This is a genomic window from Actinoplanes sp. NBRC 103695 (assembly GCF_030269485.1).
GTDB lineage: Bacteria > Actinomycetota > Actinomycetes > Mycobacteriales > Micromonosporaceae > Actinoplanes.
Genome location: NZ_BSTL01000015.1, coordinates 203641 through 227015, shown reverse-complemented (window position 1 = coordinate 227015; position 23375 = coordinate 203641). Strand labels below are relative to the sequence as shown.

Below are 23375 nucleotides of genomic sequence, written 5' to 3'. Positions count from 1 at the left end.
CGTGGGCACGTTCACCGGTTCGTTCAAGGGCTTCGGGGTGACCTTCGCGCACATGTTCCGCAAGGTCATCACGACCGACTACCCGTTCTCCCCGCCGACGCCCGCGCCGCGCTACCACGGCCGGCACATCCTCAACCGGCACCCGGACGGCCTGGAGAAGTGCATCGGCTGCGAGCTGTGCGCCTGGGCCTGCCCGGCGGACGCGATCTACGTCGAGGGCGCCGACAACACCGACGAGATGCGCTTCTCGCCGGGTGAGCGGTACGCCGGCATCTACCAGATCAACTACGCCCGGTGCATCTTCTGCGGCCTGTGCATCGAGGCCTGCCCGACCCGTTCGCTGACCATGAGCAACGAATACGAGCTGGCCCGGGACAGCCGGCAGGACCTGATCTTCACCAAGAAGGAACTGCTGGCCCCGCTGCTGCCCGGCATGGAGCAGCCGCCGCACCCGATGCGCCTCGGCGACACCGACAAGGACTACTACCTCGGTGCGCTGACGAACCCGGGCACCTCGGCCGGCGCCGAGCGCGCGCCGTGGTCGACCAACGACGCCGACGATGCGACGGGTGAAGCGGCCAAGGAGGGCGCCCGATGAGCCCGGACGTCATCCTCGCCGCCGCCGCCGACCACGTCTCGACCGGTGAGGCCTGGGGTTTCTGGATCCTCGGCACGCTCGCCGTGATCGGCGGGCTCGGCATGGTGATCGCCCGCAACGCGGTGCACTCCGCGCTCTGGCTGGTCGTCACGATGCTCTGCCTGGGCTTCATCTACGTGATGAACTCGGCGCCGTTCCTCGGCGCGGTGCAGATCATCGTCTACACCGGCGCGATCATGATGCTGTTCCTGTTCGTGCTGATGCTGGTCGGGCGGGACGCGTCCGACTCGCTGATCGAGACCCTGCGCGGCCAGCGGATCGCCGCGATCGTGCTGGGCGTCGGCTTCGCCGCCCTGATCGGGACCGGCCTGGCCCGGGCGCTGGCCGACACCCCGTCGGCCGGCCTGACCGCGGCCAACGCCAACGGCAACGTGCAGGGCCTGGCCTCGCTGCTGTTCACCCGGTACGTGTTCGCGTTCGAGGTCACCTCGGCGCTGCTGATCACCGCAGCGGTCGGCGCGATGGTGATGGCCCACGTCGAGCGCGCCAAGGCGGACATCGCCGACCAGGTCACCCGGATGACCGCCCGGTTCCGGCCGGGCAGCTACCCGGGCGCCAAGCCGGGTCCGGGTGTCTACGCGAACACCATGTCGGTCGCCGTGCCGGCCCGCCTGCCGGACGGCAACGGGTCCGAGCGCAGCATCTCGCCGATCCTGCCCGTGCGTGAGCTCACGCCGCGCGAGGCCGAGCCGAAGAGGACCGAGAAGTGACTCCCGACTACTACCTGGTGCTCGCGGCAATCCTGTTCACCATCGGCGCCACCGGCGTGCTGATCCGCCGCAACGCGATCGTGCTGTTCATGTGCATCGAGCTGATGCTCAATGCGGCGAACCTCGCGCTGGTCACGTTCAGCCGTATCAACGGCAGCCTGGACGGCCAGATCATCTCGTTCTTCGTGATGGTGGTCGCGGCGGCCGAGGTCGTGGTGGGCCTCGCGATCATCATGTCGATCTTCCGGACGCGTCGTTCCGCGAGCGTCGACGACGCGAACCTGCTGAAGTACTAAAGGGGCCTTGGAGTGGAAGCGACAGTGGAGTATGCCCCGGCCTCGGGGACGCTGAGCAGTATCTGGCTGTTGGTGGCGATTCCGCTGGCCAGCGCGGCGGTCCTGCTGCTGCTCGGCAAGCGGGCCGACAAGTGGGGCCACTGGCTCGGCGTGCTGGCCGTCGCCGCCACGTTCGTGCTCGGCCTGGTCAATTTCTTCGCCCTGCGCGGGCTGGAGGACGGCGCCCGGTCGGCGGAGCAGAGCCTGTTCGACTTCATCGCGGTGGGCGGCCTGCACGTCGACTTCGGGTTGCTCTTCGACCCGCTGTCCGGCGTCTTCGTCCTGCTGATCACGGGTGTCGGTTCGCTGATCCACCTGTACGCGGTGGGCTACATGGAGCACGACGAGGGCCGGCGGAAGTTCTTCGGATACTTCAACCTGTTCGTCGCCGCCATGCTGCTGCTGGTGCTCGGCAACAACTACGTGATGCTGTACTTCGGCTGGGAGGGCGTCGGTCTTGCGTCGTACCTGCTGATCTCGTTCTGGACCTACCGGCCGTCGGCGGCGACCGCGGGCAAGAAGGCGTTCCTGATGAACCGGGTCGGCGACGCCGGCCTGGCCATCGGCATCTTCCTGATGTTCGCGCAGCTGGGCAGCACCAACTACGACGACGTGTTCAACGGCGTCGGCTCGCTGGCCTCCGGCACCGTGCTGATCATGGGAATCCTGCTGCTGCTCGGCGCGGCCGGTAAGTCCGGTCAGTTCCCGCTGCACGCCTGGCTCCCGGACGCGATGGAGGGCCCGACCCCGGTCTCGGCCCTGATCCACGCCGCGACGATGGTCACCGCGGGCGTCTACCTGATCGCCCGGTCCAACCCGATCTTCACGGCCAACCACACCCTGCAGACGATCGTGGTCAGCGTCGGTGCGCTGACCCTGCTGATGGGCTGCATCATCGGCGCGGCCAAGGACGACATCAAGCGCGTGCTGGCCTGGTCGACGGTCTCCCAGATCGGCTACATGTTCCTGGGCGTCGGGCTGGGCGGCGGCGCGTACGCGCTGGCGATCATCCACCTGCTCGCGCACGGCTTCTTCAAGGCCAACATGTTCCTCGGCGCCGGTTCGGTCATGCACGGCATGCACGACCAGGTGGACATCCGCCGGTTCGGTGGCCTGCGCAAGTACATGAAGATCACGTGGATCACGTTCGGCTTCGGCTGGCTGGCGATCATCGGCATCCCGCCGCTGTCCGGCTTCTTCTCCAAGGAGCCGATCATCGCCGCGGCGTTCGAGCGTGAGGGCTGGACCGCCTGGCTGTACGGCATGGCCGCGCTGCTCGGCGCCGGGCTGACCGCCTTCTACATGACCCGCCTGTTCGTGCTGACCTTCCACGGCCCGAAGCGGTGGACGGAGGACATCCACGAGCCGCACGAGTCGCCGGCCATCATGTGGATCCCGCTGGTGCTGCTGGCCGTCGGCTCCGCTGCCGCAGGCGGTCTCATGTCCACCAGCGTGCCGCAATGGCTGGAACCGGTGCTCGGCGCCGAGCAGGCCGAACCGCACGCGGTCCTGAGCCACACCTGGATCACCATCCTGTCGATCGCGCTCACCGTCATCGGCGCGGGCCTCGCGATCATGCTGTTCCGCCGCGGCACGGCCACCGAGCCGCAGCGGGCAGGCGTGGTCGTCACCGCCGCGCGCAAAAACCTGTACACCGACGCGATCAACGTGGCGGTGTTCGAGAAGCCCGGCCTCTACCTGACCCGCGCACTGGTCTACCTGGACAACCGGGGCATCGACGGCGTGGTCAACGGGATCGCGGCCGGGGTCGGCGGCAGTTCCGGCCGGCTGCGCAGGCTGCAGACCGGGTTCGTGCGCTCGTACGCCCTCTCGATGCTCACCGGCGCGGTCCTGGTCGTCGGTGCCTTCCTCGCCGTTCAGTTGGGATGGCTGGCGTGAAAAACTTCCCGTTCCTGTCGATCCTCACGCTGCTCCCGCTCGTCGGGGCCGCGGTGGTCGCCTTCATCCCGAAGACCAAGGCGCAGCTCGCCAAGACCGTGGCCCTGGTCTGGTCGCTGGTCGTGCTGGTGTTCAGCATCCTGATGTGGATCGCCTTCGAGGTCGGCGGCACCCGGTTCCAGTTCCGCGAGTCGTACCCGTGGATCCCGAACTGGGGCGTGCGCTTCACGTTCGAGGTGGACGGCATCGCGCTGGTCCTGCTGATGCTGATCGCGGTGCTCGTACCCCTGGTCATCCTCGCGTCGTGGAACGACGCCGAACAGACCAAGCGGAGCGTGCCCACCTACTTCGCCCTGCTCCTCGCCCTCGAATGCACGATGATCGGCGTCTTCGCGGCCTCCGACATCTTCCTGTTCTACGTGTTCTTCGAGGTCATGCTGGTGCCGATGTACTTCATCATCGGCAGCTACGGCGGCCAGCGCCGGCAGTACGCGGCGGTGAAGTTCTTCCTCTACTCGCTGGTCGGCGGTCTCTTCATGCTGGCCGCGGTGATCGGCGTCTGGGTGGTCGCCGGCGAGAACTCCTTCGACTGGCAGACCCTGGTCAACGCGGACATCGGCACCGAGGCGGGCCGCTGGCTGTTCCTCGGCTTCTTCATCGCGTTCGCCATCAAGGCCCCGTTCTTCCCGTTCCACACCTGGCTGCCGGACGCCGGTGGCGCCGCACCGGCCGGCGCCGCGGCGCTGCTGGTCGGCGTGCTGGACAAGGTCGGCACCTTCGGCATCCTGCGCTACTGCCTGCCGATGTTCCCGGAGGCGTCGCGCTGGTTCGCGCCGGTCGCGATCGCCCTCGCGGTGATCGGCATCCTCTACGCGGCGCTGCTCGCGGTCGGCCAGAACGACCTGAAGCGGCTGGTGTCGTACACGTCGATCGCCCACTTCGGGTTCATCGGCATCGGCATCTTCGCCTTCACCACACAGGGCGGCACCGGCTCGGTGCTGTACATGGTCAACCACGGTCTCGCCACCGGCCTGCTCTTCCTGGTCGTCGGCATGTTCGTGGCCCGGCGCGGCTCGGCCCTGGTGAGCGACTTCGGCGGCGCGGGCAAGCTGGTCCCGGTGCTGGCCGGGGTGTTCTTCTTCGCCGGTCTGGCGTCGCTGGCCCTGCCCGGCACGGCGCCGTTCGTCAGTGAGTTCCTGGTCCTGATCGGCACGTTCACCGTGCACCCGGCGTGGGCAGTGGTCGCCACCGCGGGCATCATCCTGGCCGCCGCGTACGTGCTGTGGATGGTCCAGCGCACCACCCAGGGCACGCTGAACCCGGCGCTCGCCGAGGTGCCGGCCATGCGGCAGGACATCACGCTGCGCGAGAAGGTGGTCGTCGCGCCGCTGATCGCGCTGCTGATCATCTTCGGCTTCTACCCGAAGCCGGTCACCGACGTGATCAACCCGGCGGTCGAGGCCACCATGAACGACGTCGGCACGCAAGATCCGGGCCCGACGGCGGTCGCAAACGGAAGGACGGCTCCGTAGCCATGGGAGACCTGAAACTACCCGCGATCGACTACGGCGCGCTGTCGCCGATGTTGATCCTCTTCGGGGCCGCCTGCCTCGGGGTCCTCCTCGAGGCGCTCGCTCCCAAACGGCTCCGTCATCCGATCCAGCTCACCCTGGCGCTGGCCGCCATCGTCGCCGCCTTCGTCGCCGTGATCGTCTCCCGCAACGAGCGGACCGTCACCATCGGCGGCGCCGTCGCGGTGGACGGCCCCACACTCTTCCTGTCGGGCGCGATCCTGCTGCTCGGCCTGGTGGCGATGCTCCTGATCGGCGAGCGGTCGATCGAGCACGGCGGCGCGTTCGTCTCCCAGGCGGCGATCACCGTCGGCTCGCAGAAGGACCTCAAGCAGGCCGGCAGCGAGCCCGGCGCCACCGAGGTCTACCCGCTGACCATGTTCGCGCTGGGCGGCATGCTGCTGTTCGTCGCCGCGAACGACCTGCTGACCATGTTCGTCGCGCTCGAGGTCTTCTCGCTGCCGCTGTACCTGCTGTGCGCGCTGGCCCGCCGTCGTCGCCTGCTCAGCCAGGAGGCAGCGCTCAAGTACTTCCTGCTCGGCTCGTACGCGTCCGCGTTCTTCCTGTTCGGCGTGGCCCTGATCTACGGCTTCGCCGGCGGCGTGCAGTTCAGCCAGATCCACGACGCCGTCGCCACCCCCGAGCGCAGCCAGGTGCTGCTCTACGGCGGCCTCGCGCTGGTCGCCATCGGCCTGCTCTTCAAGGGCGCGCTGGCGCCGTTCCACGTCTGGACGCCGGACGTCTACCAGGGCGCGCCGACTCCCGTCACCGCCCTGATGGCGGCCTGCACCAAGGTGGCCGCCTTCGGGGCCCTGCTGCGCATCCTCTACGTGGCCTTCGACGGTGTCCGCTGGGACTTCCAGCCCGTCCTCGGCGCCATCGCGGTGCTCACCATGCTGGTCGGCGCGGTGCTGGCGGTTACACAGACCGACATGAAGCGGCTCCTGGCGTACTCGTCGATCGCCAACGCCGGTTACCTCCTGGTCGGCGCGCTCGCCCTGAACAAGAGCGGCCTGTCCAGCACCATGTTCTACCTGGTCGCCTACGGCTTCTCGGTGCTCGCCGCATTCGGCATCCTGACGCTGGTCCGAGACGCCGACGGCGAGGCCACCCACCTGTCCCGCTGGGCCGGCCTCGGCCGGAAGAGCCCCGTATTCGCGGGCATCTTCACGTTCATCCTGCTGGCCTTCGCCGGCATCCCGCTGACCAGCGGCTTCACCAGCAAGTTCGCGGTCTTCGGCGCCGCCGTCGAGGGTGGACAGACCTGGCTGGTCATCTTCGGCGTGATCTCCAGCATGCTGCTGGCGTTCCCGTACCTGCGGGTCGTCGTCATGATGTGGCTGAGCGAGCCCGGCGAGTCGACCCCGACGGTCTCCCTGCCCGGAGCGATGACATCGGCGGCCCTGGCCATCGGCGTCCTGGCGACGCTGGCCCTGGGCGTCGCGCCGGCCGCGCTGATCGACCTCACCAACGATGCGGCCCAGTTCGTCAGATAGCTCCGTTCACGCATCACTGAGAAACCCCGGCCAGCGTTTGGCCGGGGTTTCTGCTTTGTCCCCGGCCCTCTTGGGATTCCCGTCTTTCAGATCAAGGCCACTGGGATTCCCGTCTTCAGATCAAGGCCACCCTTGGATCAAGATCGATTTACCCGCGTCCGTCGTTGGTCCGAGACGTATGCTCCCGCGGGCACCGGGCGTGGGCATCCATTCGCCTGGCGGCTCATGCCCGGATGCCCACACCCTGCCGGGTGCGTGATCCAAGCTCACCTGCCGGGCCCTGGCAGCGTCGCCCTCCGAGCGGGGCGGTCCGCGTCTCTTGCCGACGTTTCTTGTAGGTGGCGTTGCTGCCGGCGTCTCCGCTGGGTGTGGGGTCGGGCCGGGTCTGCCAGGCGCCCGGGTGCCCGCTCACCGTCGCTGCCGCCGCTCGCGGTGGTAGCCGCTCACGGTGGTGGTAGCCGCTCACGGTGGTGGTAGCCGCTCACGGTGGTGGTAGCCGCTCACGGTGGTGGTAGCCGCTCACGGTGGTGGTAGCCGCTCACGGCGGTGGTAGCCGGGCACGGCGGTGACGGCGGTGGTGGCCGGGTACGGCGGTGGTAGCCGGGTACGGCGGTGGTAGCTGAAGGCGGCATCTGCGGCGTTGACGGCCAGCCGGCCTTACGCCCCGCCCACGCCGGGCAGCCGGTGGTAGGACCGGGCGCTATCCACTGAGCTTCCCCCGCTCTGAGCTACCACCCGCGCGGACCGTGGTGGCCTAGAGCGCTATTTCGACCCCGATGCCGCTCTGTCCCACCACTGCGTGCCTGGTCCTACCACCCGCGCCCGGTCCTACCACCGACCGCGCCCGGCCACGGCCGCGAGCGGCGGCAGCGACGGTGAGCGGGCACCCCGGGGCCTGGCAAGCCCCAGAGAGACTCCGCGCCGACCGCGAGCGGCGGCAGCGACGGTGAGCGGGCACCCCGGGGCCTGGCAAGCCCCAGAGAGACTCCGCGCCGGCCGCGAGCGGCGGCAGCGACGGTGAGCGGGCACCCCGGGGCCTGGCAAGCCCCAGAGAGACTCCGCGCCGGCCGCGAGCGGCGGCAGCGACGGTGAGCGGGCACCCCGGGGCCTGGCAGCCCCAGAGAAACCCCACGCCGCTGGCAGCGCCATTGAGCGGGCACCCGGGCGCCTGGCACACCCCGCACGGACCCGCCAAGCGACGGCGGCGGCGGCAGCGACCGTGACTGGGCACCCGAGCCGCATGGCAACCCGGCCTGACCACATACCCAGCGGATACCCCCGGCAGCAACGCAAGACCTTCACCCCGCAAGTGTCTAGGTGACTAGGGCGCTCAGCGTCGAGATTGTGCGTCCCGGCCAGGTGGGGACGCCGTCGCGATGTTCGGTTGTTCGGATGGCGGTCATTCCGGCCGCGGCGGCGCCGGTCAGTTCGTCGTCGGCACCGTCCCCGACGAAGATGCAGGCCTCGGGTGGGATGCCCAGCCGGCTCGCGGCCAGGCGGTAGATCGCGGGATCCGGCTTCGCCAGGCCGACCGTGCAGGAGAACACCGCGGCGTCGAAGCGGTCGGCCAAGGGCGTGTGTGGCCAGGCTTCGGCCGTTTCGGCGGTGGCGTTGCTGACCAGGGCCAGGCGGGATCCGTTGGCGCGCAACTTGTCCAGGGTGTCGAGAGTGGACTTCGGGACTGCGGCCAGCAGGCGGCGGGCCAGTGCTCGGCGCAGCTCGGCCGCCTGTGTCACCTGCGCCGGGTTGGGGGCGCCGCCGATGCGGGCGGTGAGGATCGTGATGGTCTCCTCGACGGTCCAGCGGACCAGACGGTCGGGCCAGCTGGCGTGGTAGGCCGCTACGAGAGCCGATGGTGACACGTCGAGAACCGTTGCCATGTCGGCCACGACGCGGTCGCGTTCGTCGTCGGCGCCGTCCAGCAGGGTGTGGAAGAGGTCGAGAATCAGGTCCACTGTGGTGTCAGCGGAGCCCGGCGCGGGTCAGGATGTCGATGACCACGGTGGCCTTGGCGGCTACGTAGCCGGCCATGTGCATCGGGTGGTCGGCCGCCGCCTGCTGTTTGGCCGCCGTGTAACGGTCGCGGTCGGCGGGGTTGGCGCGCAGGTGGTCTCGGAAGATCAGGTGGCGGAGGTGCTCGTCGCAGTCGGGGCCGAAGACGTGCAGGTTGACGTCGTGGTCGGCGGTCCAGAGGCAGCGGTGCTCGCACCAGTGGGGCTCTCTGGTCCGCAGGGTGTAGCCGGCGTGGGACAGGGCCGGCACGTAGGCGCCCTCGTCGGCGGGGTCGGCGACGATCAGGTCTATGTCGAGGCGGTCCTTGGCGGGGAGGCCGGGGACGGCGGTGGAGCCCACGTGGTCGAGGAGCAGGACCTGGTCGCCCAGGGCTGATCGGATGCGTTTCTCCTCGTGCGCGAAGCGGATCGGCCACTCGGGGTCGTAGGGGCTGATCGTGATCGGCTTGCTGACCTCGGAGGGGCGGTCGCCTACGGCGCGGCTTGCCATCTGCTCGGGCGTCAGAGGCGGGACCGGCGGTGGCAGCGGGGGCAGGCGCATGACGCGACGCTAGCGGGGGCGCGCCACGAGAAGGCACCGCAGCGAAGGCGCCGCAGCGAAGGCGCGGTAGGTGGCAGGAGAGGTCAAGAGGCGCGCCGCGGCCAGGCGAGGCGCCGGGAGAAGCGCGCGGGGAGACGTGGAGGAGGAGCGCTCGGGGCGAGCGGCGCGGGGGACACGCGGCGAGGGGGTAGGGCGAGCCGCGAGGCTGGGAGCCTGGCCGGCGGGGAGGTCTGGCCGGACCGGTCGGGACAACCCGGCGGCGGGTGCGGAGAGTGAGTACCGACCGGCCCGTCTGAGCGTACGAGCAGCAGCTGTGCGCGTACTCCGGAAATGATCTTGATAACCCTGGCACGGGAACTGTCGTAGGCGTATGGCATCGTGAAAGTGTGATGAGCACCGGTGACAGCGCGCTCGCGGCGCTCGGCCTCGAGATCGACCCTGAGGTCGACGAGTCCGTGTCGGCGACGCTGGCGGCTGTGGAGGAGGCGCTGCGCAGCAACGTTGCCAGCTCCGACCCGCTGGTGGCCGAGGCGGCGCGGCACCTGATGGATGCGGGGGGCAAGCGGTTCCGGCCCCTGATCCTGGCGCTGGGTGCGCAGTTCGGTGACCCGGCGCGGCCCGAGATCATCTCCGCCTCCCTGGTGGTGGAGCTCACACATCTGGCGACGCTCTACCACGACGACGTCATGGACGAGGCGGACGTGCGGCGCGGGGCGGCCAGTGCGAATGCGCGCTGGGGCAACTCGATGGCGATCCTGGTCGGTGACTACCTGTTCGCCCGGGCCGCCGACATCGCCGCGTCGCTCGGCACCGAGGCGGTTCGGCTGCAGGCGCGCACCTTCTCCCGGCTGGTCCACGGGCAGATCGCGGAGACGGCGGGGCCGCGGGGCAGCGACCCGATCGAGCACTACCTCGGCGTGATCACGGAGAAGACGGCGTCGCTGATCGCCACGTCGGCGCGGTTCGGCGGGCTGTTCTCGGGTGCGGCGCCGGAGCATGTCGACGCCCTCGCGAAGTACGGCGAGACGATCGGCATCGCCTTCCAGCTCTCCGACGACCTGCTCGACATCGCGTCCGAGTCGGTGCAGTCGGGCAAGACGCCGGGCACCGATCTGCGCGAGGGTGTTCCTACGCTGCCGGTGCTCTATGCGCTGGCCGGCGACGACACCGACGCGTCCGCGGTGCGGCTGCGGGAGATTCTGGCGATCGGGCCGGTGACCGACGACGCGTTGCACGCCGAGGCGCTCGGCCTGCTCCGCGAGTCGGCGGCGATGAAACGGGCGCGGGAGACGGTCCGGTCCTACGCTGAGACGGCCCGGGCCCAGCTGACGCCGCTGCCGGACGGCTCGCCCAAGATCGCGATGCAGGCTCTCTGCGATTTCATCGCCGACCGCACCAGCTAGAGCCGACCGCACCAGCTAGATCTGTTTCGCGCCGTGCCGGGCGAGCATCCGGCTGCCGACCAGCATCAGGCCCGAGGCGCACAGCATCAGGACGGCCGCCACCGTCCACATTGCCGGGTAACCCGACACGGAGGCGATCGAGCCGAGGCCGAGCGGGCCCAGGCAGCCCCCGGCGTACACCCCGGTCTGCGTGATCGAGGTGGCAGCGGCCGGCGCCTGCGAGTGGAGCCGGACCACCGCGAAGTTCATCAGCCCGGGCCAGCTCCAGCCCAGCCCGAATCCCATCACCACGCCGATCACCAGCGGCACCGTTCCGGAAACGGCGAGCAGCCCGAGGCCGATCGCGCCGGTGGCCAGCAATCCGGCGATCACCCCGACCTGGCGCGTGGGGAAGCGGTCGGCCTGCCAGCCGCCGGTGATCCGGGAGGCCGCGCAGACGGCGCCGCCGAGGGTGAGCGCCAGGCCGGCCAGGCCGGGGGCGATGCCGCGCTCCACGGCCGAGTCCACGAGGAAGGTCCCCAGCGCGTTGGCCGCGGCCGCCGCGAGCGTTGCCGCCACGCCGATCACGACCAGCGCCGAGGTGGCGCGGTCGCCGGCCTCGGCGCGCGACTTGCGCTGGGGTCCGTTTGATCGGGGTACGAGCGTGAGCGCCCCGGCGGCCAGAACGGCGGCGAGCACGAACGCCCAGCGCCAGCCCACCGTCAGCGCGACGGCGGGCACGGCCGCCCCGGCCAGCAGCGTGGAAACCGGGATGGCCGCCTGCTTCACCCCGAACGACAGGCCCTGCCGGCGCGGCGGCACATGCTCGGCCAGGCTGCTGTTGCTGGCCAGCTGACCCATGGCGTTGGCGGCGGCGCCGAGTGCCAGGATCGCGATCAGGCTCCACAGGTTTCGTGCACCGAGAGCGACGGCGATCAGGGCCGCACATGCCAGCCCGATGGCGAACCGCGACACGTTCGTGGAACCGAACTTCTCCGCGAGCCACCCGGCCGGTACCGAGGCGAGCGCGCTGGCGCCGAAGTAGGCGGACACCGCCAAGCCGAGGCCGGCGGGGGAGAAGCCGAGGTCGTCGCCGATCTGCACGGCCAGGCCGCCGACCAGGAAAACCGGGATGGAGACGGCGATCGTGGTGGTCAACGCACCCGTCGCGGCGCGCACTGGCCTGCGGGTGACCGGGGAGGTGATCGGTTGTGCCATCGGTCGCAGACTAAGCCTGCGTCATGCATCCAGGCACGCTCAGTGGGAAGGACCACACGGCTCGTGCAAATCGACCACGATCCACACGCTTTTGGCATTCCGTCGGGGGAAGATTATTCATATGGTGTAAGTCCCCGGCGTCGGAGGTGACCGTGCGCGACCCTCTGGCGGAGCCGTCAGACCTCATCCGGAGCGTGTCACGCGCCCTGCGCGTGCTCGAGTCGGTGGGTCGGGCTCCGCGCGGACTCACCGTGAAACAGATCGCCCGGCGGTGTGAACTCACCGTCGCGACGACCTATCACCTTGTTCGGACCCTGGCCTACGAGGGCTACGTGATCCGTCGCGAGGACGGCACCTACATCGTGGGGCTGGAGATCGCCGACCGCTACCGCGAGTTGGTGTCCGCGTTCCGTGGACCGCCGGCCGTGGGCGAGGCGCTGCGCCGGGCCGCGGTCGACTCCGGGTACAGCCACTATCTGGGCCGGTTCGTCGGCGGCCGGATAGCGGTGACCGCGGCGGCCGACGGCGCGCGGTCGCCGTTCATGGACGACCTGTCGCCCGGCTTCGACGAGGGTGGCCACGCGACCGCGCTGGGCAAGGCGCTGCTGGCCACGCTGACCGCCGACCAGCGGGCGCGGTACCTGCGCGACTACGGCATGCGACCGTTCACCCCGGCGACGCTCACCACAGCCGAGGCGCTCGAGGCCGACCTGGCGGCGGGCGAGCGACGCGGCATGCAACTCGAGATGGGCCAGTTCCGGCAGGGCGTGGCCTGTGCCGCCGTGACCGTGATCGCCGACCGGGACATGGAACGCCGACTGGTGCTGGCGTGCTCGCTGCCCGCGGCGGAGATGCTGACCTCGGCCCGGGTGGTTCGGGCGAAGCTGACGGCGGCCGCGCGCAACGTCGCCGAGGCGCTGTCGTCGGGTGGCGACGCCGCGACCGCCTGAGTTTGAACCGCTCCCTCGCTCCACACGTAAGAACGGGTGGAACGCGAGGGAGGGCTGGTTCTTGAACGATCAGGATGCCGAACTGCTTCGCGCTCTGCAGGACGAACACGGGGATGCTCTGTACGCCCACGCCGTCCGGCTGGCCGGAGGAGACCGGCAGCAGGCGGAGGATCTGGTGCAGGAAACTCTGCTCCGGGCGTGGCGGTATCCCGAGGCGCTGGACCCGGAACGTGGTGCGGTGCGGTCATGGCTGTTCACCACCGCGCGAAACCTGGCCATCGACGCCTGGCGACGCCGGTCGGTGCGGGTGGGCGAGGTGATGACCGACGTGCTGCCGGAACCACCGCCGGACACGGACGAGGCCGATCGAGCAGTTGAGGCGTGGACCGTGGCAGAAGCATTGGCGAGGCTGTCCCAGCAGCACCGCGACGTACTGATCGAGTGTTTCTACAGGGGACACTCGGTGGCCGAGGCGGCCGCACGACTGGGTGTGCCACCGGGAACGGTCAAATCACGCACGCACTACGCGCTGCGGTCACTGAGGATGGCGTTGAACGAGATGGGGGTGACGGGATGAGGTGCGACCACGAGCACGATGACGGCGCGTACGTCCTCGGTGCCCTGTCGCCGGCCGAACGTGCCGCTTACGAGCGGCACCTGGCGACCTGTTCGTTCTGCCGGGAGGCGGTCGCGGACATCGCGGTGCTGCCCGGCCTGCTCGGCAGGTTGGATCCGGAGGACTTCGCCAAGCTCCTCGATCCGTCCCTGACGATGCCGGCCCCGCCCCCGCCCAGCCGGTCCACGCACCTGGTGTCCGCCGCGCAGCGGACCAGGCGCAAGGAGCGCAAGAAGGGCCGCGTACGTGTGCTGAGCACCGCCCTGGCGGCAGCCGTGCTCGCCCTGATCGTCGGCGTCGGCGCGATGTTCCTGATGAGTGGCACCACCACCCCGACCCCGCCGGGGCAGACCGTGGCGATGCACGCGATGAGCCAGGTCGCCGACGGCATCGCGCTGACCGCGGATGTCGGCGTGACCGACGCCCCCGGCGGCTCGAAGATCGACCTGAAGTGTGTCTACAACAAGAACTCGCCCGACCTGAAGCCGTACACGGTGAAGCTGGTGGCGCACGGCGCCGACGACGAGGAGGACCAGCTGGGGTCCTGGACGGCGTCGCCGGGCAAGGAGTTCACGATGAGCGGCAACACGTTCATCGGGGACGGGAGCCTGTCCCGCCTCGAGCTGGTACGCGGTGACGGCAAGGTGCTGCTCGCCTACGACGTCCCCTGACGAGGCCTTTCCGGCTCCGGGCCTTCAGGCCTTGTCAGCGTGGCGGTAGGGCGACGGCCGGTTCGACGGTGGCGGCCGTCGGGTCGGCCGTCGCCCTCTTGGCGCGCCGCTCCTTGGCCGACCGCCGGGCGCCGCGGAGCCCGTCCACGGTGAAGACCATCAGCGCCGTCCAGACCAGCGCGAACCCGGCGAGGCGGGCAGCCGGCATCGGCTCGTGGTAGATCAGCACACCGACGGCGAGCTGGATGATCGGCGCCACGTATTGAAGGATGCCGAGCCCGACGAGCGGCACCCGGTTGGCCGCGCCCGCGAACAGCATCAGCGGGATCACGGTGGCAACCCCGGAGAGCACGATGAGTACGGTGTGCAGCGCCGAAACGTGCCCCACGGTGCCGTCGGCGGTCAGATTGAGCCAGGCCAGGTAACCCAGCGCGGGGACGGCGAGCACGGCCGACTCGACGAACATGCCCTCGGCCGGCGGCAGACCCAGACGCTTCTTGATCAGGCTGTACGAGCCGAAACTGGCCGCGAGCATCAGCGCGATGTACGGCAGGTGCCCGTAGTCGATGGTCAGCACCGCCACGGCGACCGCACCGATCCCGACGGCCACCCACTGCCAGACGCGCAGCCGCTCCCGCATGACCGTGACACCGAGCAGGACCACCACCAGCGGCGTGATGAAGTAGCCCAGGGCCGTCTCCACCACCCGCGACGAGTTGACCCCGACGATGTAGGTGCCCCAGTTGACGCCGATCAGCACCCCCGCCGCCACCACGCCGAGCAGCCGGCGCCGGTCCCGGGCCAGCTGCCGCAGGAAGCGCCAGTTGCGCATCACGGCGAGCACGAGCGCCACGAACACGACCGACCAGACCACCCGATGCGCCAGAATCTCGAACGGCGACGACGGCTGGAGCAGCTTGAAGTAGATCGGAAAGAAGCCCCAGAGAACGTAGGCGCCCAGCCCGTACAGGTATCCCCGCCGCTCCTCGCTCATACCCCCACGGTAAGGGCCGTGCCGCCTATTGCTCCTTGCATATGTCTCAGCTCACTGAGCTGAATGGCCTCGCTTCGCTCGGCTGAGCTGAATGGCCTCGCTTCGCTCGGCGGGGCATTTCGCCCCGAGGAGCTGATGAGCTGGGCACCGAAAAGAACTACGGCTGCGCCTTGTCCTTTTCGGCACCCAGCTCATCAGCGGGCGAAATGCGGGTGGGCGCGGTTAACCCGGAGGTCAGCGGTTAACCCGGAGGTCAGCGGTTAACTCTGAGGTCAGTCGTTGCTGTCGCGGCCGTCGGGGACCAAGGCGTTGAGGAGCCAGCTGACTACGCCGACCAGGAGGGCGCCTAGGACGGCCGAAGGCCAGAAGTCGTCGACGTGGAAGGGCAGGTCGAACTGGCCGGCGATCCAGCTGGTCAGCAGGAACAGCAGGCCGTTGACGACGATCGCGATGAGGCCCAGCGTGAGGACGTAGAAGCCGCAGCCGATCGACTTGATGATCGGCCGGAGGATGCCGTTGACCAGCCCGAAGATCACGGCCACCGCGAGTAGCGTCCCGACCTTGCCGGGCAGGGAGTCGGTGGTCAGCGCGATGCCGTCGATCAGAATGGTCGCGATCCAGAGCGACACCGCCGTGATCACGAGCCGGATGAGGATGCCCATGGCTCCGGATGGTGCCACGATCACGCCAGCGGTCCAGCCGACACCCCGTGATCTCGCGGGTGTCTATGGGTCGCCGGCGGGTCAGCCGCGGCCGGGTGGGCCGATCAGCTGGGCCTCGATCGGGGTCTGCGCCAGCATGGCCCAGCGGACCGCGCGGCGGTTGATGAGGCCGACCATGTCGGGGCGGATGCGGGTCAGCCACTGGGCGGTCTCGCCCAGGCCGATCGCGGTGCCCACCAGGTTGGCCTCGTCGGGGCGCAACGGCTGGACGATCAGCAGGTCGGCCCGCGACGCCACGTCGACGTCCGCGGGGCTGAAGTCGTCGCGCACCACCAGCGTCGCCTGCCACCCGGAGCCGGGGCGCGGGTCGGCGCCCACCGGGCCGACGTCGACGACGACGAGCAGCGGGTGCAGGGACGAACCGGGCGGGATCTCCACCGCACGCCCGGGCGGCACCACGGCGATCGCCTCGCCGGGGACGGCCGCGCCTCGCACGAACGGCTCCCACGCCTGCGGCCGTGCCGTCTGGACGACCACGCGGGCGCCCAGCGCCATGGCCCGCAGCGCGACCAGCTGCGCGCAGCGGACGCCGCCGACCAGCAGCGCCCTGGTCTGCTCGGGCCGGAACATCCGGGCGACCACCGGCTCGCCGCCACGGTTGCGGCCGACCATCAGACCGGCCGCGGCGACGCTGAGGTCGAGGCCGTCCATCACGGTCGGCGGCAGCGCACCGTCGGCGGGGCGGCCGGGCACCTCGACCAGCGGACCCCCACCCAGCGGCAGCGTGGCCGCGAAGCCCTCCAGGTGCTCGCCGTCCAGCCGGCGCACGGAACCTCGTTCCGCGGCGACCAGCTTGCGCAACGCCTGCGCGGCGATGCCGAGGGTGGGCTGGTCGGGGGCGGCCAGCCGGATGGTCAGGTCGACGGTGACCGACGGCGCGCCACTCTCGTTCCGCGGACCCGCGGTCAGTGCGACCGTGGTGGCCGCGGCGGGCAGCGACAGCATCCGGCCGATCATCCGCTGCCCGGTCTCGGTGGTCAGGTCGGGCCAGCGCCGGAGCCGGTACGTCGCCTGGGCCAGCCCGCCGATCCGCAGGCCGGGCCACGTCTCCTGGGCCGGGCCGATGGCGTCGTCGTGGGCCAGTTCGCCGATCACCCGGAGCGCGGCCGCCTCACCCAGCGGCCGGGCCGGCACGTCGCCCAGCCGGCGCGGGATCTTGCGGACCAGCCCGGAGAGCGAGCGCCGCAGGTCCTCCTCCGACCAGCCCTCGGCGTGCAGGACGCGGACGGCGATCAGTGCGCGGGCGTGACCGAGCAGACGGCCCTCGGTGAGCTGACGGTACGAGTTGCCCGGAGTGCCGTTGCCGGCCCGCACCGACGGGGCGGGCACGCCCGTGAAGAGCATCTGCACGCGGCACGGCGGGTGCTCGGCGCTGGCGGCGGGCAGCAGCGACGCCGGGGTGGGCAGCCGGAAGATGTCCTCGGCGAGCAGGCCGGCCGGGTCGCCGAGCTCGAGGATCGCGGTGATCCCGCGGCCGTCGAGGATCACCGCGGCGATGTCGCCGGCCAGCTCGGTCGGCTCGATCCGCGCGCCGGGCACCGCGAACTGCAGGACCGCGGTCGGCGAGCTGTCCAGGGCGACGGTGTGCGGCCGCCCGGAGTAGCGCAGGCCGATGCCGATCCACTCGAACGCCCACCGGCCCCGCAGCCGCAGCCAGGTGACGGCCAGCAGGACGACCGCGAGCATCACGGCGCCGGCCAGCGGGATCGGGCCCAGGACGGCGCCGACGATCAGCAGCACGAGGGCGATCTGGGTGCCGACCAGCTGGCCGGTGCGCATGCCGAGGATGCGGCCGCGCCGCTGCGGGCGTACACGTGGATGGTTTTGTGCCGGAATGCCCGCGCTGAAACCGGGATAGTCGCGGCCGCCGGTCAATTCCGCTGTCACCCGCGCGCCGCCTTTCGAGATCGACATATCTGCCGTCGTGTTTTCCTCGCGCCACATCGTATGGCGCGGACCAGTCTCGCAGGGGGCGGGTTCGCGGCCCGAGTTATCCACAGGGCGACGGTTGTCCACAGTTTGAGTAACCGGGGTTTCGTCATTGCCCGGCCGGGGCTACCGTCGGGCTTCGGAAAGCATCGATGAGCAGCTCAGGCGTGCCCCCCACGGCTCGACCAGAGGGGTTAACCTGGGAATTGCGCATCGATGTGCCTGGTTCGGTTGCGGTCCAGCTTGGACGCGCCGGCCGGGCCGTCAGATGACCGAGACGAGAAAGCGGGGTGACGTCCGGGGTGGCCCAGACGGAAGCACAGTCACAGATGATGGCGGATACCGCCAACAAATTCGACAGCACCAACCAGTCGATCCAGTCCATGTTGAACACTCTGATGGGCCAGCTGATCGACCTGCAGTCCGGCTGGAAGGGCATCGCCGCGGGCAAGTTCCAGGAGGTTCGCCAGCAGTACGACGTCGACCTCAAGACGCTCAGCAAGGCGCTCACCGAGACCGCGACGGCCATGCGTGAGTCGGGCACGAACTACGACACCACCGACGCCGACGCGGCGGCAACGGTTACCAAGACCGGCAACAGCGGCTACACGCTGCCGCTCTGAGACGAGGAGATCTGATGAACGACGGAGTGCTTCTCGTCAACTGGGCGAAGCTGGACACCGCGAGCCAGCAAATCCAGTCCGCGGTCAACAAGCTGGACAACGACCTTGCCGAGCTCGACAGCCTGGGCAAGAAGCTGAACGGCACCTGGAGCGGTCAGGCGCAGGCCGCCTACGACCAGCGCCAGATCACCTGGACGAACTCGGCGAACGACCTCAAGCAGATCCTGCAGTCGATCAAGAACGCGGTCGACCAGGCCTCTGTCAACTACAAGGACACGGAGACGCGGGCGACCAACCGCTTCTCGTGATCGACCGGCGGCCGGGGCACATCCGACGAGGGTGGTCCCGGCCGCGGTCTGTCCATTGCCTGAAACCCTCGGTGCGGCTACCTTAAGTGACAGTTTTGGGTCGTAGAGTGACTAGAGCGGGCATTGTGGCGTCGGTATACACCCGACTTGGTTGTCTGCCCGCTGCCGCCCATTGTGATCGTCGCCTGACCTTGTAGGTTGTACGCGTTGAGATGGTCTCGTTCGCGCGCGTTGGGAGAGTGAACGTGTCCGAGTGGGAGCCGGCGACGGACGCCGAGCGTTCGATGCGTGACGCCTTGCGCACAGACGACCAGGAGTCCTACTTCCGCATCCTCGCCGGTGTCGACCTGCTCCTGCCCGTCTCCGCGGACGCTCTGGCAGGTCTTGCGCCGCTCGGCTGGGGCACGTGGAGCACCGGCGGGCGTACGCATGTGCTCGCGTTCACCTCGCCGTCGGCCTTGCAGGCCTGTCTGGCCGACTACACCGGCTCCGCGAGGCGGGTGGCGTACGCCGAGCTCGCCGAGACGTGGCCCAACCTCGAGTGGTGGCTGGCCGTCAACCCGGGGTTGCCGATCGAGGGTTACCTTCCCGCCTGGTTCGTGGCGCAGCTGTCGCGCGGCGACGTGCGCCTGCCCAAGCGCGGGCCGGGACGTGAGACGCAGGACCTGGCCGGTGCCACGATCGGTGGCAGGGGCGGTTCCGGTCAGCAGGGCGGGCCGATGGCGCCGACCGGTGGGCCGTCCGGCGCGGGTGCGATGGCCGGTGCGCCCAGTGGTGGCCTGCCCGGCGGTGGCCTGCCCGGCGGTGGCCTGCCCGGCGGTGGCCTGCCGGGCGGTGGTCTGCCCGGTGCGGCCGACGCCGGGTTCCGGCCTGGCAGCGGTGCGTTCCCGCCCGGAGCCGAGCAGAAGCCGTCCTTCCCGTCCGGGCCGCAGCAGCCGTCCTTCCCGCCGGCGGCGGAACACAGATCAGCCTTCCCGGCCGCATCGGACCAGAAGCGGACGCCGGGCGCGGCGGCCGCCTTCGGGAACCGGCTGCCGAGCACGGCCGGTGGCGGCGTGGCGCCTTCAGCCGGGACCCCCGCCGGCCTGAGCAGCGGCGTCTCCGGCACGCGCATGGGTGGTGCGCCCGGCAGCCCGGTGGCGCCCGTGTCCTCGGCTCCCGCCAGCGCGGCTCCTGCCTCACCCTCGGCACGCACCGCTCCGGCTCCGGCGAGCGCGCCCCCGAGTGCCGCTCCGGCCCCGGCGAGCGCACCCCCCAGCACCGCGTCGGCCCCGATGAGCGCCGCTCCCAGCTCCGCGCCGCCGAGCGCGGGCCGCCCGACCTTCAGCTCGCCGACCTTCAGCTCGCCGAGCGCGACACCGAGTGCGACGCCGAGTGCGACGCCGAGCGCGACACCGAGCGCGGCGCCGACTTCGTCTCCGGCGAGTGCGGGGCCCGCGTCGAAGCCCGGCGAACGGGGCGCCGCCGGTCAGCCCGGACAGATCGGTCCGGGCGGTCTTCCGATCCGGACACCGGGCGGGGTTCTGCCCAGCGGCCTGCCGTCCCGAGTGCCGCAGTCGAGCACGATGCCGACCGGTACGGCCGGGAGCGGATTCGAGCCCGGCGGCTACGGCCGGGGTTCGGCGCCCGGCGCGGCGGGCGGACCGGCGGATTCCGGTCCTGCGGTTCCGGCCGCCTACAGCGCGCCCGGTGTGCCGCCGAACTCGGCTCCGGGTGCTCCCTCGACACCGCTGAGCAGCGGACCGGCCACCAACCGCAGCCCGATGGGCGCCGATCCGGCAGGCGGCGGGCTGCCCACCCGTAGCCCGATGGGTTCCAACCCGCCCGGCGGCGCGCTGCCCACCCGCGGCGCGGCTGGTGGTGCCCTTCCCACGCGCGATGCGCCCACGAGCGCGCGCAACGCGCCCACGAGCGGCGGCCCGGTCAGCGCCGCGCCGTCCAGTGCGATCCCGGCCAGCGGTCCGCCCGCTCGAGAGGGTGGCGCCCTGCCGCCTCTGCAGGATCTGCGCGCCCCGCTGCCCACCCGGACGCCGATGGCGCAGACTCCGCCCGTACCCGAGCACATCGGCGCCGCACCGTCCACGTCGGACGTTCCCGAGGGCCTGCCGCGCCGGCAGCCCGGTGAGACCCCGCCGAGCATGGCGGCCGCCGCGCAGGCCTTGAGCGGCACCCGCACGCCGCCGCCCGCCGAGACCGCCCGTCCGAGCTTCGCACCGCCGGTCGTGCCCGGCACCCCGGGCGCCGACGCCGGCCATCCGGCCCGTGCCCCGTTCGCCGCGCAGCCCGCCCAGTTCGCCGCGCAGTCCGCCCAGCCCGCCCAGTTCGCCACGCAACCCGCGGCACCTCGTTCCGAGGCTCCGACGGCGACGCCTCGCTCCGAGGCGCCGGCCGCGATGTCCCGCCCCGAGGTCCCGGCCGCGGCGGCGCGTCCCGAGGTTCCGCCGGTCGGCGGCGCGCCCGCGCGGCCGATCGACTTCACCCCGGCGAACACCGTCGAGCGTGACCTGTACGCGGCGGCCGAAGGTGGCAGCACCGACTCGTTCCTGTCGACGCTGCTGCTGGCCACCGTGCTGGTGCCGGTGGCCGACAACTCGCGGCCGGGCAGCACGCCGGGCGAGCCGGGCTTCGTCTTCCGCACCGAGGAGATGGACGGCGGCCCCTACCTGGTCGTGTTCACCAGCCGGGACCGGCTGTCCGAGCACCACGATCAGCCGGTGCGGACGGCCCCGGCCAAGTTCCTCGATCTGATCCGCAACTGGCCCGACCCGAGCTGGTCGTTCGCGGTCAACCCGGAGTCGCCGGTCGGCGCGAAATACCCCGGACCGCAGGTCATCGCGCTGGCCAGCTGGGCGGCCGAGGCCGGCCTGGGCGCCGAGCCGGAGGAACGGGCGGAGAAGCCCGCGCCGGTGCCGCAGCGGGCCAGCGACGCCGCTCAGCACGCCACCGTCATGCAGAAGGCGGTGCCCGCCGGTCAGGTCGACTTCTACCTGGAGCGCGGGTACGACCGGGTCGCCGGTTTCGTGCACCGGGCCAACGAGGTCGAGCACCTGCGGACGCCGGGCGAGCTGTACGCCGCGCTGGGACTGATCAACGAGAGCTCGTCGTTCTCGCCGGACGCCCAGGAGGCGCACGTGCTGCGCTGGCCCGCGTACCGGCCGAGCCTGTACCGGATCCCCTACGGCGGCCAGAGCGAGCAGGCGCTGCGGGCGATGGACGGCTGGGTGATCGAGCGGCCACCCTTCCGGGGCAACGGTTTCGCCCCGGGCGAGGGCCGCGACGTGATCGCGGAGTTCAAGGTGGACAGTGTCCGGCTGCCGCACGGCGCGCAGCTGTGGCGGATCGATGCGGACGGCACCGAGAAGATGGTCGCGATCTTCGACGCCGACGCACCGCAGTGGCGCAAGGTCGGTGATCGGTGATGCGTGACGGCTACGTGGTCAACTGGCAGGGGCGGGAGTACGAGGCCGCCCCGGACGGCGACGACGTGCGGATCTACGCGCCGGAGCCGGGCGACGGCTTCGAGGAGGTGCGGCCGGGGCGTTTCGTCCGCGCGCTGCAGCCGCACGAGTTCGAGGAACTGATCTACGTGCGCACCACCTGCACGTGGCGCGGCCAGCCGTTCATCGTGCTCGCCGAGTCGGAGCAGTGGCTGCGGGTGGAGTACACCGGTGGCCGTGCCCCGATCGCCCGGCAGCTGGGCCTGGAGGAGTTCGACTACGGCGTCTACCAGGGGTGGGCGCCGCAGCACGAGGTCACCGACCTTTACGAGCACCGGGTCTGAGCGCTCAGGCGCCGGCCTTCATCCAGCGCAGAATCTCGCCCGTGACCAGCGACGCGGCCTCCCGGTGGAGGAAATGCCCGGCGCCCTGGATCAGCCGCCACTCGTACGGCGCGACCACGTAACGCCCCGAGCCCTGTGCCGTGCGCGGCAGCACCGCGGTGTCCAGCGACCCGTGCAGGTGCAGCGTGGGCGTGGTCAGGGGTTTCTGCATCGCCTTGACGAACCGGTAGCCCTGTAGCCGCAACGTCGACCGGAACACCCAGCGGTACGCCTCGAGCGCGCAGAACGCCGCCTGCGGGATCTGCATGGCCATCCGGCACTTGGCGACGTAGTCGGCGTACTCGGGGGTGGACGTCCACGCCGGGCCGCCCCACCTCGTCATCAGCTCACCGACCTCGGCGGCGTCGTCCTTGGTGAGCACGTGCTCGTAGCGCGGCACCTGGAACTTGAGGATCGGCGCGGTGGCGGCGAACTGGCCGCGTGGGTCGACGAAGAGCGCGGCGCGCAGCCGCAGCGGGTGGGCCGCGCCGAGCACGACCATCCGGCTGACCATCGTGGGGTGGAAGGCGGCGGCCGCCCAGCCGATCATGCCGCCCGCACCCGCCCCGACGATCATCGCCGAACGCTCGCCCAGCGCCCGGATCAGGCCGGTGACGTCCGCGGCCATCGTGTATCCGTCGTACCCCCTGGGGGGTTTGTCGCTCGCGCCGTAACCGCGCAGGTCGATCGCGACGGCCCGGAAGCCCGCGCCGGCCACCTCGGTCATGATGTCGTGCCAGGCCCACCAGAACTCCGGGAAGCCGTGCAGGAAGAGCACGAGCGGGCCGGTGCCGGCCTCGACCACGTGGAACCGGCTGCCGTTGGCACCGACGAACCGGTGGGTCCAGGGGCCCTCGATCAGCACGGACGAGTCGTCGACCTGCGATCCCATGGGGAGAAGGCTACGCGCCCGGGTGCCT

General features: G+C 70.8%; 22 protein-coding genes. 14 read left to right on the top strand and 8 right to left on the bottom strand.

Annotated features, from left to right (window positions below; all coding sequences use genetic code 11):
* The first annotated feature begins 1 nt into the window (after position 1).
* From nuoI to nuoN, 6 genes are read left to right on the top strand one after another with little or no spacing between them, the layout of a single operon-like run.
* The gene (gene nuoI / locus QSK31_RS27375) at positions 2-598 is read left to right on the top strand and encodes an NADH-quinone oxidoreductase subunit NuoI (RefSeq protein ID WP_285687246.1); all 597 of its coding nucleotides are present in this window, start codon (positions 2-4) and stop codon (positions 596-598) included.
* Positions 595-1368 (top strand): NADH-quinone oxidoreductase subunit J, encoded by a 774-nt coding sequence (locus QSK31_RS27370; RefSeq protein ID WP_285687244.1) that lies wholly within the window; start codon positions 595-597, stop codon positions 1366-1368. Before nuoI ends, QSK31_RS27370 begins: the two co-directional genes overlap by 4 nt.
* Positions 1365-1664, top strand: coding sequence for an NADH-quinone oxidoreductase subunit NuoK (gene nuoK, locus QSK31_RS27365; RefSeq protein ID WP_285687242.1), 300 nt, complete (start codon positions 1365-1367; stop codon positions 1662-1664). Before QSK31_RS27370 ends, nuoK begins: the two co-directional genes overlap by 4 nt.
* 12 nt (positions 1665-1676) lie before the next feature.
* The gene (gene nuoL / locus QSK31_RS27360; protein ID WP_285687240.1) at positions 1677-3602 is read left to right on the top strand and encodes an NADH-quinone oxidoreductase subunit L; all 1926 of its coding nucleotides are present in this window, start codon (positions 1677-1679) and stop codon (positions 3600-3602) included.
* Positions 3599-5134 (top strand): NADH-quinone oxidoreductase subunit M, encoded by a 1536-nt coding sequence (locus QSK31_RS27355; protein ID WP_285687238.1) that lies wholly within the window; start codon positions 3599-3601, stop codon positions 5132-5134. Before nuoL ends, QSK31_RS27355 begins: the two co-directional genes overlap by 4 nt.
* A 2-nt stretch (positions 5135-5136) precedes the next feature.
* On the top strand, positions 5137-6669 hold the full coding sequence (gene nuoN, locus QSK31_RS27350; RefSeq protein WP_285687236.1) for an NADH-quinone oxidoreductase subunit NuoN: 1533 nt from the start codon (positions 5137-5139) through the stop codon (positions 6667-6669).
* A gap of 1313 nt (positions 6670-7982) precedes the next feature.
* Here the strand turns inward: nuoN and QSK31_RS27345 are convergent.
* Together QSK31_RS27345 and QSK31_RS27340 are read right to left on the bottom strand one after the other, a co-directional pair.
* Positions 7983-8624, bottom strand: a complete 642-nt coding sequence (locus QSK31_RS27345) for an HAD family hydrolase (protein WP_285687234.1) — start codon at positions 8622-8624, stop codon at positions 7983-7985.
* 7 nt (positions 8625-8631) lie between these two features.
* The gene (locus QSK31_RS27340) at positions 8632-9222 is read right to left on the bottom strand and encodes a GrpB family protein (RefSeq protein WP_285687232.1); all 591 of its coding nucleotides are present in this window, start codon (positions 9220-9222) and stop codon (positions 8632-8634) included.
* Positions 9223-9611: 389 nt separating this feature from the next.
* Here QSK31_RS27340 and QSK31_RS27335 point away from each other — a divergent pair, with 389 nt between their 5' ends.
* The gene (locus tag QSK31_RS27335; protein ID WP_285687230.1) at positions 9612-10625 is read left to right on the top strand and encodes a polyprenyl synthetase family protein; all 1014 of its coding nucleotides are present in this window, start codon (positions 9612-9614) and stop codon (positions 10623-10625) included.
* Positions 10626-10640: 15 nt separating this feature from the next.
* On the opposite strand, the gene QSK31_RS27330 is transcribed toward QSK31_RS27335, so the two are convergent.
* Positions 10641-11822: an MFS transporter gene (locus QSK31_RS27330; protein ID WP_285687228.1), complete on the bottom strand. Its 1182-nt coding sequence runs from the start codon at positions 11820-11822 to the stop codon at positions 10641-10643.
* Positions 11823-11974: 152 nt separating this feature from the next.
* On the opposite strand from QSK31_RS27330, the gene QSK31_RS27325 reads away from it, so the two are divergent.
* From QSK31_RS27325 to QSK31_RS27315, 3 genes are all read left to right on the top strand, one after another.
* Entirely contained in the window at positions 11975-12772 is a 798-nt protein-coding gene (locus QSK31_RS27325; RefSeq protein WP_285687226.1) for an IclR family transcriptional regulator, read from the top strand.
* A gap of 61 nt (positions 12773-12833) precedes the next feature.
* On the top strand, positions 12834-13349 hold the full coding sequence (locus QSK31_RS27320) for a sigma-70 family RNA polymerase sigma factor (protein WP_285687224.1): 516 nt from the start codon (positions 12834-12836) through the stop codon (positions 13347-13349).
* Complete coding sequence (locus QSK31_RS27315) at positions 13346-14059, top strand: anti-sigma factor family protein (protein ID WP_285687222.1); 714 nt, start codon at positions 13346-13348, stop codon at positions 14057-14059. Before QSK31_RS27320 ends, QSK31_RS27315 begins: the two co-directional genes overlap by 4 nt.
* A gap of 34 nt (positions 14060-14093) precedes the next feature.
* Here QSK31_RS27315 and rarD read toward each other — a convergent pair whose 3' ends face one another.
* The 4 genes from rarD to QSK31_RS27295 form a co-directional block, all read right to left on the bottom strand.
* Positions 14094-15053: an EamA family transporter RarD gene (rarD, locus tag QSK31_RS27310; protein WP_285687220.1), complete on the bottom strand. Its 960-nt coding sequence runs from the start codon at positions 15051-15053 to the stop codon at positions 14094-14096.
* 272 nt (positions 15054-15325) lie between these two features.
* On the bottom strand, positions 15326-15715 hold the full coding sequence (locus QSK31_RS27305; protein WP_285687218.1) for a phage holin family protein: 390 nt from the start codon (positions 15713-15715) through the stop codon (positions 15326-15328).
* Between the two features lie 81 nt (positions 15716-15796).
* The gene (locus QSK31_RS27300) at positions 15797-17662 is read right to left on the bottom strand and encodes a type VII secretion protein EccE (protein WP_285687215.1); all 1866 of its coding nucleotides are present in this window, start codon (positions 17660-17662) and stop codon (positions 15797-15799) included.
* A 151-nt stretch (positions 17663-17813) separates the two neighbouring features.
* Complete coding sequence (locus QSK31_RS27295; protein WP_285687337.1) at positions 17814-18089, bottom strand: hypothetical protein; 276 nt, start codon at positions 18087-18089, stop codon at positions 17814-17816.
* On the opposite strand from QSK31_RS27295, the gene QSK31_RS27290 reads away from it, so the two are divergent.
* From QSK31_RS27290 to QSK31_RS27275, 4 genes are all read left to right on the top strand, one after another.
* The gene (locus QSK31_RS27290) at positions 18034-18327 is read left to right on the top strand and encodes a WXG100 family type VII secretion target (RefSeq protein ID WP_352244501.1); all 294 of its coding nucleotides are present in this window, start codon (positions 18034-18036) and stop codon (positions 18325-18327) included. The two genes, QSK31_RS27295 and QSK31_RS27290, sit on opposite strands and share 56 nt — an antisense overlap.
* A gap of 14 nt (positions 18328-18341) precedes the next feature.
* Positions 18342-18635 carry a WXG100 family type VII secretion target gene (locus tag QSK31_RS27285; protein ID WP_285687212.1) on the top strand — a complete coding sequence of 98 codons (294 nt, stop codon included), beginning with the start codon at positions 18342-18344 and terminating at the stop codon, positions 18633-18635.
* A gap of 245 nt (positions 18636-18880) precedes the next feature.
* Positions 18881-22054, top strand: a complete 3174-nt coding sequence (locus tag QSK31_RS27280; RefSeq protein WP_285687211.1) for an SseB family protein — start codon at positions 18881-18883, stop codon at positions 22052-22054.
* On the top strand, positions 22051-22416 hold the full coding sequence (locus QSK31_RS27275) for a UCP033725 family protein (protein WP_285687210.1): 366 nt from the start codon (positions 22051-22053) through the stop codon (positions 22414-22416). Before QSK31_RS27280 ends, QSK31_RS27275 begins: the two co-directional genes overlap by 4 nt.
* Before the next feature lie 4 nt (positions 22417-22420).
* On the opposite strand, the gene QSK31_RS27270 is transcribed toward QSK31_RS27275, so the two are convergent.
* Positions 22421-23347, bottom strand: coding sequence for an alpha/beta fold hydrolase (locus QSK31_RS27270; RefSeq protein WP_285687206.1), 927 nt, complete (start codon positions 23345-23347; stop codon positions 22421-22423).
* Positions 23348-23375 lie beyond the last annotated feature (28 nt).

What these genes read in the sequence shown, in the direction of transcription:
- rarD (WP_285687220.1), bottom strand. Translation starts at nt 15,053, where the DNA reads ATGAGCGAGGAGCGGCGGGGATACCTGTACGGGCTGGGCGCCTACGTT.
- QSK31_RS27340 (WP_285687232.1), bottom strand. Translation starts at nt 9,222, where the DNA reads ATGCGCCTGCCCCCGCTGCCACCGCCGGTCCCGCCTCTGACGCCCGAG.
- QSK31_RS27295 (WP_285687337.1), bottom strand. Translation starts at nt 18,089, where the DNA reads ATGGACTGGATCGACTGGTTGGTGCTGTCGAATTTGTTGGCGGTATCC.
- QSK31_RS27335 (WP_285687230.1), top strand. Translation starts at nt 9,612, where the DNA reads ATGAGCACCGGTGACAGCGCGCTCGCGGCGCTCGGCCTCGAGATCGAC.
- QSK31_RS27270 (WP_285687206.1), bottom strand. Translation starts at nt 23,347, where the DNA reads ATGGGATCGCAGGTCGACGACTCGTCCGTGCTGATCGAGGGCCCCTGG.
- QSK31_RS27330 (WP_285687228.1), bottom strand. Translation starts at nt 11,822, where the DNA reads ATGGCACAACCGATCACCTCCCCGGTCACCCGCAGGCCAGTGCGCGCC.
- QSK31_RS27315 (WP_285687222.1), top strand. Translation starts at nt 13,346, where the DNA reads ATGAGGTGCGACCACGAGCACGATGACGGCGCGTACGTCCTCGGTGCC.
- QSK31_RS27370 (WP_285687244.1), top strand. Translation starts at nt 595, where the DNA reads ATGAGCCCGGACGTCATCCTCGCCGCCGCCGCCGACCACGTCTCGACC.
- QSK31_RS27285 (WP_285687212.1), top strand. Translation starts at nt 18,342, where the DNA reads ATGAACGACGGAGTGCTTCTCGTCAACTGGGCGAAGCTGGACACCGCG.
- QSK31_RS27290 (WP_352244501.1), top strand. Translation starts at nt 18,034, where the DNA reads ATGATGGCGGATACCGCCAACAAATTCGACAGCACCAACCAGTCGATC.
- nuoN (WP_285687236.1), top strand. Translation starts at nt 5,137, where the DNA reads ATGGGAGACCTGAAACTACCCGCGATCGACTACGGCGCGCTGTCGCCG.
- QSK31_RS27305 (WP_285687218.1), bottom strand. Translation starts at nt 15,715, where the DNA reads ATGGGCATCCTCATCCGGCTCGTGATCACGGCGGTGTCGCTCTGGATC.